The sequence below is a fragment of the Cryptocyanus atlanticus LEGE 06306 genome, assembly GCF_056633155.1.
Genome location: NZ_JBSJOZ010000002.1, coordinates 163,827 through 177,345, shown reverse-complemented (window position 1 = coordinate 177,345; position 13,519 = coordinate 163,827). Strand labels below are relative to the sequence as shown.

The 13,519-nt window shown below is 67.4% G+C and carries 10 protein-coding genes and 1 tRNA gene; 7 read left to right on the top strand and 4 right to left on the bottom strand.

From position 1 onward, the window contains the following. Positions 1-81: 81 nt before the first annotated feature. Both alr and ACWJI7_RS03555 read left to right on the top strand, forming a co-directional pair. On the top strand, positions 82-1,329 hold the full coding sequence (alr, locus tag ACWJI7_RS03560; protein WP_479935420.1) for an alanine racemase: 1,248 nt from the start codon (positions 82-84) through the stop codon (positions 1,327-1,329). Positions 1,330-1,348: 19 nt separating this feature from the next. Next, a tRNA-Ser gene (locus tag ACWJI7_RS03555) sits at positions 1,349-1,437 on the top strand. Positions 1,438-1,471: 34 nt separating this feature from the next. On the opposite strand, the gene ACWJI7_RS03550 is transcribed toward ACWJI7_RS03555, so the two are convergent. Beyond that, positions 1,472-2,380, bottom strand: a complete 909-nt coding sequence (locus tag ACWJI7_RS03550) for a serine hydrolase (RefSeq protein ID WP_479935418.1) — start codon at positions 2,378-2,380, stop codon at positions 1,472-1,474. 17 nt (positions 2,381-2,397) lie between these two features. Between ACWJI7_RS03550 and ACWJI7_RS03545 the strand changes: the two genes are divergently transcribed. Together ACWJI7_RS03545 and ACWJI7_RS03540 are read left to right on the top strand one after the other, a co-directional pair. Next, on the top strand, positions 2,398-3,135 hold the full coding sequence (locus ACWJI7_RS03545; RefSeq protein WP_479935416.1) for a C40 family peptidase: 738 nt from the start codon (positions 2,398-2,400) through the stop codon (positions 3,133-3,135). 62 nt (positions 3,136-3,197) lie between these two features. Further along, positions 3,198-4,169, top strand: coding sequence for a glycosyltransferase family 2 protein (locus ACWJI7_RS03540; RefSeq protein ID WP_479935414.1), 972 nt, complete (start codon positions 3,198-3,200; stop codon positions 4,167-4,169). Here the strand turns inward: ACWJI7_RS03540 and ACWJI7_RS03535 are convergent. Next, entirely contained in the window at positions 4,127-4,657 is a 531-nt protein-coding gene (locus ACWJI7_RS03535; protein ID WP_479935412.1) for a hypothetical protein, read from the bottom strand. The two genes, ACWJI7_RS03540 and ACWJI7_RS03535, sit on opposite strands and share 43 nt — an antisense overlap. 93 nt (positions 4,658-4,750) lie before the next feature. Here ACWJI7_RS03535 and ACWJI7_RS03530 point away from each other — a divergent pair, with 93 nt between their 5' ends. The 3 genes from ACWJI7_RS03530 (at position 4,751) to ACWJI7_RS03520 (ending at position 8,710) form a co-directional block, all read left to right on the top strand. Next, positions 4,751-4,867 carry a photosystem I reaction center subunit VIII gene (locus ACWJI7_RS03530; RefSeq protein WP_197162095.1) on the top strand — a complete coding sequence of 39 codons (117 nt, stop codon included), beginning with the start codon at positions 4,751-4,753 and terminating at the stop codon, positions 4,865-4,867. Positions 4,868-4,917: 50 nt separating this feature from the next. Continuing rightward, the gene (locus ACWJI7_RS03525; RefSeq protein WP_479935410.1) at positions 4,918-5,409 is read left to right on the top strand and encodes a photosystem I reaction center subunit XI; all 492 of its coding nucleotides are present in this window, start codon (positions 4,918-4,920) and stop codon (positions 5,407-5,409) included. Positions 5,410-5,575: 166 nt separating this feature from the next. Next, positions 5,576-8,710, top strand: a complete 3,135-nt coding sequence (locus ACWJI7_RS03520) for an efflux RND transporter permease subunit (RefSeq protein ID WP_479935408.1) — start codon at positions 5,576-5,578, stop codon at positions 8,708-8,710. 68 nt (positions 8,711-8,778) lie between these two features. Here ACWJI7_RS03520 and psaB read toward each other — a convergent pair whose 3' ends face one another. After that, positions 8,779-10,992, bottom strand: a complete 2,214-nt coding sequence (gene psaB / locus ACWJI7_RS03515; protein ID WP_479935406.1) for a photosystem I core protein PsaB — start codon at positions 10,990-10,992, stop codon at positions 8,779-8,781. Between the two features lie 20 nt (positions 10,993-11,012). Beyond that, complete coding sequence (psaA, locus tag ACWJI7_RS03510; protein ID WP_479935404.1) at positions 11,013-13,316, bottom strand: photosystem I core protein PsaA; 2,304 nt, start codon at positions 13,314-13,316, stop codon at positions 11,013-11,015. Positions 13,317-13,519: the final 203 nt, after the last annotated feature.

Sequence of the window (13,519 nt, the reverse complement as noted above, 5' to 3'; positions counted from 1 at the left end):
AGGCAGAGCGCGCCGGATCGGCGCTACGTTCTACGGTTGGGCCGATCCCCCTTCAGCGTTCTCGCGCGTGGGAGCGCCGCGATGCCCGAGACCAGGCCCATCACCTCCTCGATCAGCTCGGTGCCCCCCCGGCGGGAGCCCCCCCGTCGAGCCCCGCTGACGCCACCGGCCGCCGGCCTCCATCCGCGGCAGCGGGCCTGGGTGGAGGTCGACGAGGCGGCGATCACCGGCAATGCCCGCCGTGTGAAGCGGTTTCTGTCGCCGGGAACGGAGTTGATGGCCGTGGTCAAGGCCGATGGGTACGGCCATGGCGCCCTGCCGGTAGCCCGGGCCGCCCTGGCGGGGGGGGCCACGGCGCTGGGGGTGGCCACCTTGCAGGAAGGGGTGGAGCTGCGGCAGGCCGGCATCCAGGACCCGGTGCTGGTGATGGGAAGCCTGATCCAGGTCGAGGAACTGCGCAGCTGTCTCGACTGGCAACTGATGCCCACGATCAGCGGCAGACGCGAAGCGCTGCTCTGCCAGAACCTCGCCAGCGGCAGCGGACGTCCCATGGCCCTCCATCTGAAACTGGACACGGGCATGGCCAGGCTCGGCGTCGACTGGCAGGAGGGCGTCCGCCTGCTGGAGGCCCTGCACGGGCTGAGGGCGGTTCGCCTCGCCGGCGTCTACTCCCACCTGGCCGATGCGGACAATCCCGATCCCGCCAACGGGGATCTCACCGCCGTGCAGCGGCAGCGCTTTGAGGCCGTCCTGGCCGGCGCGGCGGCGCTGGGTCTGGCCACCGGATGCCGCCATCTGGCCAACTCCGCCGGAGCCCTGCGGGCAGCCAGCCTCCACTACGACCTGGTGCGGGTCGGTCTGGCCCTGTACGGCCAGGCTCCCGCCCCCCACCTGGCCGGTGTCGTGCGGCTGGAGCCGGCCATGGCGGTGCGGGCCCGGGTCGGTCTGATCCGGGAGGTGGCCGCCGGGGTCGGGGTGAGTTACGGCCACCGCTATCGCACCCGGCGCCCCAGTCGCCTGGCCGTGGTCACGATCGGCTACGCCGACGGGGTGCCCCGGCTGCTCTCCAACCGGCTCCAGGTCCTGTTCGGCGGCCGTCGCCTGGAGCAGGTGGGAGCCATCACCATGGATCAGCTCCTGGTGGACGCCACCGACACCTCCGATCTGGAAGTGGGCTCGGTGGTGACACTGCTCGGCGAGGACGGCTCCGAGCGGATCGGGCCCCAGGACTGGGCCGAGGCCTGCGGCACCATCCCCTGGGAGATTCTCTGTGGCTTCAAGCATCGCCTGCCCCGCCTGGCGAGCGGCGAGGTCGACCCCCAGCGCTGATAAGCTCGGCTGGCCCCCTGGAGAGGTGGCTGAGTGGTTGAAAGCGGCTCCCTGCTAAGGAGTTACAGGAGGCAACTTCTGTCGAGGGTTCGAATCCCTCCCTCTCCGTTTCCCGTCCGCACCACCCCCTGCCGGGCCCGGCTCAGTCCGCCTCGCCGAGTTCCTTGCGACAGGCCTCGAGCAACAGCCGGGTGAGTTCGGGCATCAGCTGGTCATCGGCGGAGCGCTCCGTTCCCTCCATGAAGATGACCAGCAGAAACGGCCGAAGTCCGTCGAGTTCCACATAGGCGGCGTCATGGCGCGCCTGGCTCATCCAGCCGGCCTTGCTCCAGAGGCGGGCGCTCTCCGGCAGGCCGGCTCCGATGAAGCCATCCACCTGGTTCTCCGGATCCGCCGCCCGCCGCTGCGGATCCAGGGACCGGGCCAGCAGCTCCCGCATCCGGACACAGGCCGGAGGGGACACCAGCCCCCCCGTCACGATGGCGTCCAGCATCCGGGCCGTGGCGTCGGTGCTGAGGCGATTCCGGTTCTCCAGCTCCGGCCCGTAGAACTGACGCTCCCGGCCATAGGGGCCATCTCCCCAGGTCTTCTGGCAGACGTTGCAGCCCTCCAGCTCCGGCCACCCCAGGCTCGCCAGCCAGCGGTTCACCAGCTGGCGCTGGTTCTGCCAGGGTCCCAGCTGCTCCGGGGGCAGGTCGGGTCCACTGGTGGTGCCGCTGAGCAGATCCACGAGCAGGCTGGTGGCGTCGTTGCTCGAATCCCGAATCATGTCGGCCATCGCCCGCCGGAGCTCCGGTCCGTCCTCCAGCACCTGCCGTTGCAGCCAGGCCTCCACCGCCGCCAGGTAGACGAGCTTCACCACACTGGCGGGGTAGCGGGGGCGCCCCCCCGACCAGCTGGCTCCATCGGCGTCTTGCCCCGGGGGATGGGGGTAGCGCATCCAGGTGACCGACAGCTGGGAGGCGAGACCGGGACGGCCCTGCAAGCCCAGATGACGGATCCGATCGTCGAGGATCGCTCCCATCGCCGCGTCGGGGCGGTACAACGCCATCAGTTCCTGCGGCTGCCATGGCGAGATTAGGGACCCCGGTGGCGCCCGAACTGCTGCGGAGCGGTTCCTGCTGGCGGCTGCTGGCGTCCATCGATGGCTATGCCCGCTCGAGCGGTTCCTCCCTGGCCACCCAGGCCGGAGCGGGCCGACGCCTCGAGGTGCTGCAGCCGGGCGCGACGGCGGGCGGACGCCTGCGGGTCCGCCTGCTCGAGGACGGCTACCCCTGCTGGCTGGACCCCGCCGATCTCCTCGGCCAGGCGGTGCTGGACGCGCCTCCCCGGCCGCGGCTGCTCAACCGGCCGGCCATCGCCGGGCGGTTGCCGGCCGTGCTCGGATTCGCCGAGCGGGCCGCCGGCGTCCCGAACCGCTATCTCTGGGGAGGCTGCACCGGCCCGAACTACGACTGTTCGGGGTTCGTGCAGAGCGCCTTCGCCAGCGCCGGGATCTGGATCCCGAGGGACGCCTACCAGCAGGAGCGGTTCACCCAGCCGGTGGCCGTGCGGGCCGACACGTTCTGCCTGCTGAAGCCGGGAGACCTGATCTTCTTCGGGTCACCGCGGCGCTGCACCCACGTGGGTCTGCACCTGGGCGATGGACGCTACTGGCACAGCTCGGGCCGGGAGCATGGCCGCAATGGGCTGGGCCTCGACCAGCTCTGCCCCCATGACGATCACCCCGTCGCCCGGCACTACCGCGCCGAACTGCGCGGGGCCGGCCGGGTAATGCGCTGCCATGACGGCACCACCCTGGCCTGAAGGGACGGCGCAGGGGCTCCCCTAGGTTGCTCCCCATCCCCGTCTGCGTCCCTTCCTCCGCCATGAGCGAGTCGCCCGGACCCGAGCTCTCGGTGGTGATTCCCCTGTTCAACGAGGAGGAGAGCCTCGAGACCCTCGTGGCCCAGGTCCTCGCCAGCCTCCGTCCCCTCGGCCGGCGCTTCGAACTGGTGCTGGTGGACGACGGCTCCGGGGACGGCACCGCCGCCGCTCTTGAGGCGCTGGCCGGCAGGACCCCGGAGCTGGTGGTGGTGCTGCTGCGCCGGAACTACGGCCAGACGGCGGCGATGGCCGCCGGCTTCGACGCCAGCGGCGGCGCCCTGATCGTGACCCTCGACGGTGACCTGCAGAACGATCCAGGCGACATCCCGCTGCTGATCGAACGGCTCGAGGAGGGCTTCGATCTGGTCAGCGGCTGGCGGTACCAGCGTCAGGACGCGGCCCTGCAGCGCCTGCTGCCCTCCAAGATCGCCAACCGCCTGATCGCCCGGGTGACCGGGGTGCGCCTGCACGATTACGGCTGCTCGCTCAAGGCGTACCGCCGGGAAGTGGTGGAAGACATGAATCTCTATGGTGAACTCCACCGCTTTCTTCCGGCCCTGGCCTTCATCGAGGGGGCCCGCATCACCGAGGTGAAGGTGAACCATCACCCCCGGCGTTTCGGCCAGAGCAAATACGGCATCGACCGCACCTTCCGGGTGCTGATGGATCTGCTGACCGTCTGGTTCATGAAGCGGTTTCTCACGCGCCCGATGCATGGGTTCGGCTTCGTGGGTCTGGGCTGTCTGGCGATCGGCCTGCTGCTGAGCCTCATCCTGCTGGGGGAGAAGATTCTGCTGAACGCCGATGTGGGCGACCGGCCCCTGCTGCTGGTGGCCGTGCTGGCGATCGTGGCGGGGATCCAGCTCTTCTGCTTCGGCCTGCTGGCCGAGTTGCAGATGCGCACCTATCACGAAAGCCAGGGGCGACCCATCTATCGGGTGCGGGCCACATTGCGGGGCAGCCCGGGCCGCTGAGCCGCCCCGGGCCGGGGGGCCACCTGGAGGGTGGGACGGCCGCGGAACCGCTCCAGGCCGCGGGCCGCCAGCTCCGCCACCGGCAGGTGCGGGTCCCACCGCGCCCGTTGCAGCAAGGGAAGCGTGGCCCGGTCGCCCCAGAGCAGGCAGCGCGCCAAGGCGTCCAGGCGCTCCTCGGCGCCGGCGTCCCGGAGGGCCCCCTCGAGGGCCCGGAGCCGCTGACGTCGCGAGCGGGACCCCTCGTCCACTCCTTCGCCAGGGGCGGTCCCGGAGCTGGTGACGGTCAGGGGGAGGGTGGGGGAGGGAGCGGGAACTGAGTCGGCGCCAGGGTCCACCGTCCCGCTGACAAGCAGCCTGCCGATCCGGGCCTGGTTGAGGGCCGCCACCGCACGACCATCCGCCTCCGGCACCAGGGAAGCGGCGGGGCGTCGCATCAGCAGCCAGAGGACCAGGGCGACGAGCGCGGCGAGCGGAAGAACCTGCTGCATCGGATTGAACTTTTATGTCGTCAGCCCCGGCCGGAGGAAGCCCGCTCGAACCTGATCTTTACAGTACCGGCGGTTGCTGTATTGGCCCGCGCCATGACTGGAGAATTCGCCGCCGCCTGGCTGCCCTCGATGTTCGTACCCCTTGTGGGGATCCTCGGTCCAGCCGTGGCCATGGCCCTGCTGTTCAACGTGATCGAGGCGCGCGACTGAAGCGCCCCGCTCCCGTCCCCTGCCGTCCCTCCACCACCACGAGCCTGTCCATGACCGTGCATCCCGTGGCCGATCCCACCGTCGGCAACCTGGCCACCCCCGTCAACAGCAGTTACTTCACCAAGGCCTTTCTCAACGCCCTGCCGGCCTACCGCCCCGCCCTCTCGCCCAACCGACGCGGCCTCGAGGTGGGCATGGCCCACGGCTTCTTCCTCTACGGCCCCTTCGCCCTAACCGGTCCGCTGCGGCTCACCGAGTACGCCAACACCTCCGGGTTGCTGGCCACCATCGGTCTGGTCTCCATCCTCACCGTGTGCCTGTCGATCTACGGCACCGCGGGGAATGGGCCGAACGTGCAGCCGCCCGACGCCACGATTGACAACCCCCCCGCCGATCTGTTCACGAAGGCCGGCTGGGCTGAGTTCGCCAGCGGCTTCTGGCTCGGTGGCTGTGGTGGTGCCGCCTTCGCCTGGTTCCTGGCCGGCACGGCCCTGGTGTCCCCGATGGTCAATATCGCCGGCGGTGTCTGGAGCGTCAGCTGAGTCGGGCTGCCCGTCCCGGCGACCCCACCGTCGAATGACCCCAGCCCCGCTTCGGCGGGGTTTTTTCATGGGCACCCGGCTCGGGCACTCCCCCAGGGGGCGAGGTCCGCTCCGATCCCTGTAAAGATCTGTGGAGTCCAGGACCTCTCCTGCCAGGCGCCCCTCAATGTCGGTTTCAGATCCGTTCCTGCGGCGACCGGTCTTCACCCTGGTGGTGAGCCTGCTGATCGTGATCGCCGGTCTGGTGAGCCTGCCGGGGCTGCAGGTCGAGAACCTCCCCCCGATCGCGCCGGTACGGGTGACTGTCCGGGCCAGCTATCCCGGCGGCGGAGCCCTGGCCGTGGAGCAGGGGGTGACCACGCCCCTGGAGCGGCAGCTGAACGGGTTGGAGCGGCTGGAGAGCATCCGCTCCAACAGCACGGCCAACGGCAGCTCGATCACGCTCACCTTCGAAGGGGGCAACCCCGAACTCAACCAGATCAACGCCCAGAACGAGGCGGCCCTGGTGAACCGCCAGCTGCCCCCCCAGGTGGCCCGGCTGGGAGTTCAGGTGCGGCGCAGTTCGGATGACCTGCTGATGGTGATCAGCTTCAGCGCGCCGAAGGGGCTGTATACCCCGGCGTTTCTGAGCGGTTGGGTGGATCAGCGGCTGCGCGACACCCTGCAGCGGGTGCCGGGGGTGGGGAACGTCAATCTGGCCGGCGGGGGGCAGCTGGCCTTCCGACTCTGGCTCGATCCCCTGGCCCTGGAGAAGCGCCAGCTCACGATCACCGACGTGGAGGAGGCGCTGGAGGAACAGAACGTGCTGGCCGCCCTCGGCCAGGTCGGTGACGCCCCCAGTCCGGATGGTCAGGCCACCACTCTGCCGCTGGAGATGGAGGGCCGGCTGCGCAGCGTGCCGGAACTGGAGCGGCTGGTGGTGAGCCGCACGCCCGAGGGTGGTGTGGTGCTGCTGCGGGATGTGGGCCGGGTGAGCCTTGACGCCGAGAGTTTCGAGAGCTCGGCCATGAATCTGGCGGGCGATCCCACCCTGGCGGTGCTGATCTTCCAGCGCGACGGCAGCAACGCCCTGGCGGTGAGTGATGCGGTGAACCGGGCCCTGGGGGAGCTGGAGCCCGACTTCCCTCCGGGGGTGGAACTGCAGCGGATCGTGGATGTGGCCGATACCGTGCGGGAGAGCATCCAGCTCACCTGGACCAGCCTGCGCGATGCGGTGCTGCTGGTGCTGCTGGTGCTGCTGGTGACCCTCGGCAACAGCCGGCTGGCGCTGGTATCGGCCGTCGCCGTGCCGGTGGCGCTGGTGGGCAGCTTCACGGTGCTGCGGCTGAGCGGCGGCTCGATCAACACGCTCACCCTCTTCGGCATGGTGCTGGCCACCGGCCTGGTGGTGGATGACGCGATCGTGGTCAGCGAAGACATTGGACGGCGCCTGGAGAGTGGCGAATCGCCCCTGCTGGCAGCCCGCCAGGCCATGAACGAACTGGGCGGCGCCGTGATCGCCACCTCCCTGGTGCTCGTGGTGGTGTTCCTGCCCGTCCTGGCCATGCCCGGCAGCATCGGGCGGCTGTATCAGCCGATCGCCATCACGATCAGCGCCACGATCCTCTTCTCCACCATCAATGCACTGACCTTCACACCGGTGGCAGCCAGCTGGTTGCTGCGCAAGGGCTGGCAGGAGCCCCGCTGGTTGCTCCGGAGCCTGGCCGCACCACAGCGCTGGCTGGAGTGGCTCCGCCGCCGCTACGGCCAGGCGCTGGAGCACAGCTTCCGGCGGCGGCGACTCATCCTGCTGGCCGTGCTGGCCGGCCTGATTCTGACCGGCTGGGGCCTGGGGCAACTGCCGACGGGCTTCATCCCCCAGGAGGACGACAGCCAGGTGCGGGGGGTGGTGGTGCTGCCCGGCGGATCCTCGATCCAGGCCACCGAACAGGTGATCGATCGGGTCCGCCAGGTGGTGGAGCAGGACGAACTGGTGAGCATCGGCAACTTCTATGCCGGCCGCTCCTTCGGCGACAGCGGCCCCAACCGCGGTCAGTTCTTCCTGCGCCTGAAGCCCCTGAGCGAACGGGGGCCCGCCCGAACGAACAGCAGCACCGCCGTGGCCCGTCGGCTGAACCGGGAGCTGCGCAGGGCGATCCCGGAAGCCAGTGTTCAACTCAGCGTGCCGCCGACCGTGCGGGGCTTCAGCGGAGAGGGGGGGCTGGAACTGGAGCTGCTCGATCAGAGCAGCGGACGCCTCAGCCTCCAGGCCTTCGAGCAGGAGGTCCGCGCCTTCATCGCCGAGGCGGAGGCGACCGGTCAGTTCGAGCGGGTGAGCACCCGCTTCAGCGCCGACTCACCTGTGCTGCGACTGAACCCCGACCGGCTGCGGATGGCCTCGCTCGGAGTCGAGCTCGACACCATCGTGGACACACTCGGGGCGAGCTTCGGCAGCCTCTACGTCAACGACAGCTTCGAGGGAGACCGGGTGCGGCGGGTGGTGGTGCAGCTCGACGGGGCCAGCCGCCGCAGCGCCGCCGATGTGGAGGCGCTGCGGGTGCGCAACGCGGACGGCGATCTGATTCCCCTGCGGGAACTGCTGCAGATCGAACAGTCCAGTGGTCCCACCTCCATCAGTCACAGCCGCCTGGCCCGCTCGATCACGGTGCAGGCGATCCCGGCCAGCGGAGTCAGCACCGGTCAGGCGATCGCCACGCTGGAGAAGGTGCAGGGCCAGCGCAACAGCCCGGTCACCGCGCTGGAGTGGGTCGGTCTGGCCCGGGAAGAGCGCCAGTCCGGCGGCAAGACCCAGCAACTGTTCGCTCTCGGGATTCTGGTGGTGGTCCTGGTGCTGGCGGGGCTGTACGAAAGCTTCCTGGACCCGCTGATCATTCTGATCTCCGTTCCCCTGGCCCTGCTCGGGGCCCTGCTCGGCCTGGCCGGCCGGGGCCTCTTCCTCGACGTCTACGGCCAGGTGGGGCTGCTGGTGCTGGTGAGTCTGTCGGCCAAGAACGGCATCCTGATTGTGGAATTCGCCAACCAGCGGCTCCGGGAGGGGCTGGCGCTGCGGGAGGCGGTGGAGGAGGCGGCTCTGAACCGACTCCGGCCCATCCTGCTGACGGCGATCTCATCGCTGGCCGGCTTCCTGCCCCTGCTGCTGGCCAGCGGCGCCGGGGCCGCCAGCCGGGTCAGCATCGGAACCGTGGTGTTCTTCGGTCTGCTGGTCTCAACCGGGTTGACCCTGTTCGTGGTCCCCGTGGTGTATCTGGAGATGAAACTGCTGGAGGGACGCCGCTGGTGGCCGCGAGCGGAGCAGCCATGAAAAAACCCCCGGCCGGAACCGGGGGCGGAGATCGGAGGTGCGTCCCTCGAGGTGACTGATCCGAGGGATCAGCCGAACTTGCCGGAGGTCGAGGCGATCAGGAAGGCTGCATACGTGAGGATGTAGCCGATCGTGAAGTGGGCGAGACCCACCACACGAGCCTGAACGATCGAGAGGGCCACCGGCTTGTCGCGCCAGCCAACCAGGTTGGCCAGCGGCGTGCGCTGGTGGGCCCAGACGATGGTTTCGATCAGCTCCTGCCAGTACCCCCTCCAGGAGATGAGGAACATGAAGCCGGTGGCCCAGACCAGATGACCGAACAGGAACATCCAGGCCCAGACAGCCAGGTTGTTCGAGCCGAACGGGTTGTAGCCGTTGATCAACTGGGAGCTGTTCAGCCAGAGGTAATCGCGGAACCAGCCCATCAGATAGGTGCTGGATTCGTTGAACTGGGCCACGTTGCCCTGCCAGATGGCCAGGTGCTTCCAGTGCCAGTAGAAGGTCAGCCAGCCCACGGTGTTCAGGGCCCAGAAGACAGCCAGGTAGAAGGCGTCCCAGGCCGAGATGTCGCAGGTGCCGCCACGGCCAGGGCCGTCGCAGGGGAAGGAGTAGCCAAAGTCCTTTTTATCGGGCATCAGCTTGGAACCCCGGGCATCCAGGGCACCCTTCACCAGGATCAGCGTGGTGGTGTGCAGTCCCAGCGCGATGGCGTGGTGCACCAGGAAGTCACCAGGACCGATCTGGAGGAACACATCGGTGTTGCCGTTGATCGCATCCAGCCAGTAGTGGTCGCCAGGGATGTTGGCCGAAGCCAGGCTGGCGGCACTGGCCGGATTCGAGAGCAGCACATCAAAGCCATAGATGGCTTTGCCGCTGGCGGCCTGGATGAACTGGGCGAAGACCGGCTCCACGAGGATCTGCTTCTCGGGGGTGCCGAAGGCGACCACCACGTCGTTGTGGACGTAGAGACCGAGGGTGTGGAAACCGAGGAACAGGGAAACCCAGCTCAGATGGCTGATCAGCGCTTCCTTGTGCTCAAGCATCCGGGCCAGGACGTTGTCCTTGTTGGCCTCGGGGTCGTAATCGCGGATGAAGAAGATCGCACCGTGGGCGAACGCACCGCACATCAGGAAGATGGCGATGTACTGGTGGTGCGTGTACAGCGCAGCCTGCGTCGTGTAGTCCTTCGCGATGAACGCGTAGGACGGCATGGCATACATGTGCTGCGCCACCAGGCTCGTCACCACCCCCAGCGCAGCTAGGGCCAGACCGAGCTGGAAGTGGAGCGAGTTGTTGATGGTGTCGTACAGACCCTTATGGCCCGCGCCGAGGTCACCAGGGGTGCCCTTGGGGGGATTGTGGGCCTCGAGGATCTCCCGGATCGAGTGACCGATCCCGAAGTTGGTGCGGTACATGTGGCCGGCGATCACGAAGATCACCCCGATCGCCAGGTGGTGATGGGCGATGTCGGTGAGCCAGAGCGCCTCGGTCTGGGGGTGGAAGCCACCCAGGAAGGTGAGGATCGCGGTACCGGACCCCTCGGAGGTGCCGAACACCTGGTTGACGGTGTCGGGGTTCTGGGCGTAGACGCCCCAGTTGCCAGTGAAGAACGGAGCCAGTCCGGCCGGGTGAGGCAGCACGTTCAGGAAGTTGTCCCAACCGACGTGCTGACCCCGGGACTCGGGGATGGCCACGTGGACCAGGTGGCCGGTCCAGGCGATCGAACTGAAGCCGAACAGAACCGCCAGGTGGTGGTTGAGACGGGATTCAGCGTTCTTGAACCAGGCCAGGGACGGCCGGAACTTGGGTTGAAGGTGAAGCCAGCCGGCGAAGAGGGCCCAGGCCGAGAGGATCATCATGAAGATGGATCCCTGGTAGAGCTCGGCGTTGGTGGTCATCCCGATCGTGTACCACCAGTGGTACAAACCGGAATAGGCGATGTTCACCGGTGAGGTGGCGCCCGCCTGGGTGAAGGCGGTGATGGCGCCCTCGCCGAAGTGGGGATCCCAGATCGCGTGAGCGATGGGACGGACATGCAGAGGATCGGCGACCCACTGCTCGAAGTTGCCCTGCCAGGCGATATGGAACAGGTTGCCCGAAACCCAGAGGCCGATGATGGCCAGGTGACCGAAGTGGGTGGAGAAGAGCTTTTGGTAAAGCTTCTCCTCGGTCATTCCGTCATGGCTCTCGAAGTCGTGAGCCGTGGCGATGCCGTACCAGATACGGCGGGTTGTCGGGTCCTGTGCCAGACCCTGGCTGAACGAAGGAAATTTCGTTGCCATTGGGAAAGGTCAGGTGGAGGTCAGCCGACCGCGATGAGTCGGGCCAGGAAGAAGGACCAGGTGGTCGCGATGCCGCCCAGAAGATAGTGGGCGACGCCAACGGCACGGCCCTGGGTGATGCTCAGCGCACGGGGCTGGATGGCGGGAGCCACCTTCAGCTTGTTGTGAGCCCAGACGATGGACTCGATCAGCTCCTGCCAGTAGCCGCGGCCGCTGAACAGGAACATGAGGCTGAAGGCCCAGACGAAGTGGGCGCCGAGGAACATCAGGCCGTAAGCACTGGAGGAAGAGCCGTAGCTGTTGATCACCTGTGCGGCCTGAGCCCAGAGGAAATCGCGCAGCCAGCCATTGATGGTGATGGCGCTCTGGGCGAAGTTCCCGTTTGTGATGTGCTGAACGCTGCCGTCCGCATTCACGGTGCCCCACACATCGCTCTGCATCTTCCAGCTGAAGTGGAAGATCACGATGGACAGGGAGTTGTACATCCAGAAGAGGCCAAGGAACACGTGGTCCCAGGCCGACACCTGGCAGGTCCCGCCACGGCCGGGGCCGTCGCAGGGGAAGCGGAAGCCCAGGTTCGCCTTGTCGGGGATGAGCCTGGAGCTGCGGCTGTAGAGCACACCCTTCAGCAGAATCAGCACGGTGACGTGGATCGTGAAGGCGTGGATGTGGTGGACCATGAAGTCGGCCGTTCCCAGGGGGATCGGGCCGGCGGCCACCTTGCCACCCACGGCGACGACGGCACCGTTGAACACCTCGCTGACTCCGGCCAACGCGTTGGGAGCGGTGGAGCCGGCGGCGGCGGCGTGCAGACCCTGGACCCACTGGGCGAAGACGGGCTTCAGCTGAATGGCGGTGTCACTGAACATGTCCTGGGGACGACCCAGGGCACGCATGGTGTCGTTGTGGATGTAGAGGCCGAAGCTGTGGAAGCCGAGCCAGATGCACACCCAGTTGAGGTGACTGATCAGGGCATCACGGGCCTTCAGCACCCGGTCCAGCACATTGTCGACATGCAGGGCGGGATCGTAATCACGGATGAGCGCGATGGCGGCGTGGGCCCCTGCCCCGACGATGATGAAGCCGCCGATCCACATGTGGTGGGTGAAGATCGACAACTGGGTCGGGTAGTCGATGCCGATATAGGGATACGGAGGCATCGCATACATGTGGTGAGCCACGATGATGCTCAGGGAACCGAGCAGGGCCAGGTTCACGGCCAACTGGGCATGCCAGGAGGTGGTCATGAACTCGAACAGGCCGTCGTGACCCTTCGGAGCCGGAAACAGCAGGGGATCACCCTTCTGACCTTCAAGGATCTCCTTGAGGCTGTGGCCGATGCCCCAGTTGGTGCGGTACTGGTGGCCGGCCACGATGAACAGCACCGCGATCGCCAGGTGGTGATGGGCGATGTCCGTCATCCAGAGGCTGCCGGTGACGGGATTGAGCCCACCTTTAAAGGTGAGGAAATCGCCGTAGGCGGCCCAGTTGCCGGTGAAGAACGCCGAGAGGCCCGCGCCGAAGCCAGGGAACAACTGGGCGATCAGATCCTGGTTGATGAATTCGTGGGGCAGGGGAATGTCCGCCACCGAAGCGATGGTCTTGCCGTTGAGCACCAGCGGATTGCCGGCATCGATGGCATCCATCAACTGGGTCGTGGGCAGGGACACGTGCAGGAGGTGTCCTGTCCAGGAGAGGGATCCCAGACCCAGCAGACCCGCCAGGTGGTGGTTGAGCATGGACTCAACGTTCTGGAACCACTCCAGCTTCGGAGCTGCCTTGTGGTAGTGGAAAACACCGGCATTCAGCATCAGGCCGGCCATCACGAGGGCGCCGATGGCCGTGCAGAGAAGCTGGAACTCGCTGGTGAATCCCCAGGCTCTCCAGACATGGAAGAGGCCGGAGGTGATCTGGATGCCGTGGAAACCGGCACCCACATCGCCATTGAGAATTTCCTGGCCGAAGATCGGCCAGACCACCTGCGCACTGGGTTTGACGTGCAGGGGATCGGCCAGCCAGCCGGTGTAGTTGGAGAAGCGGGCACCGTGGTAGAAGGCGCCGCTCAGCCAGATGAAGATGACGGCCAGATGGCCGAAGTGAGCGCTGAAGATCTTCCGGGAGACTTCTTCGAGATCGCTTGTGTGGCTGTCGAAATCGTGAGCGTTGGCGTGGAGGTTCCAAACCCAGGTGGTGGTTTTGGGGCCTTTGGCGAGGGTGCGATCGAAGTGGCCGGGCTTGCCGAACAATTCGAAGGTGGCCGGGTTGTTCACCTGGTCGACCTGGGCCTTCGCCGTTTTCCCACGCTCTGGTGGGCTGATGGTCATCGAGACGTTCCTCGAGGGACGGAGTCGAGGTGGAGGTCCACCCCTCCGGTGTTGGCCGGAAGGCCGAACCGGTGGGCCTCACGGGACCACGGACCGAGATCCGTGGCGCCATGGGCACCAGCGCGGAGAGGGTCCGGGAAGGACCGAAACCCACTGCCACCACTGGAGCTGGGGCCCCAATGAGGGGACCGCTGGCGGCAGTA

Bases quoted from the DNA above. Each gene is read 5' to 3' on its own strand.
- alr (WP_479935420.1), top strand. From the start codon at position 82: ATGCCCGAGACCAGGCCCATCACCTCCTCGATCAGCTCGGTGCCCCCC.
- ACWJI7_RS03550 (WP_479935418.1), bottom strand. From the start codon at position 2,380: ATGGCGTTGTACCGCCCCGACGCGGCGATGGGAGCGATCCTCGACGAT.
- ACWJI7_RS03545 (WP_479935416.1), top strand. From the start codon at position 2,398: ATGGCGAGATTAGGGACCCCGGTGGCGCCCGAACTGCTGCGGAGCGGT.
- ACWJI7_RS03540 (WP_479935414.1), top strand. From the start codon at position 3,198: ATGAGCGAGTCGCCCGGACCCGAGCTCTCGGTGGTGATTCCCCTGTTC.
- ACWJI7_RS03535 (WP_479935412.1), bottom strand. From the start codon at position 4,657: ATGCAGCAGGTTCTTCCGCTCGCCGCGCTCGTCGCCCTGGTCCTCTGG.
- ACWJI7_RS03530 (WP_197162095.1), top strand. From the start codon at position 4,751: ATGACTGGAGAATTCGCCGCCGCCTGGCTGCCCTCGATGTTCGTACCC.
- ACWJI7_RS03525 (WP_479935410.1), top strand. From the start codon at position 4,918: ATGACCGTGCATCCCGTGGCCGATCCCACCGTCGGCAACCTGGCCACC.
- ACWJI7_RS03520 (WP_479935408.1), top strand. From the start codon at position 5,576: ATGTCGGTTTCAGATCCGTTCCTGCGGCGACCGGTCTTCACCCTGGTG.
- psaB (WP_479935406.1), bottom strand. From the start codon at position 10,992: ATGGCAACGAAATTTCCTTCGTTCAGCCAGGGTCTGGCACAGGACCCG.
- psaA (WP_479935404.1), bottom strand. From the start codon at position 13,316: ATGACCATCAGCCCACCAGAGCGTGGGAAAACGGCGAAGGCCCAGGTC.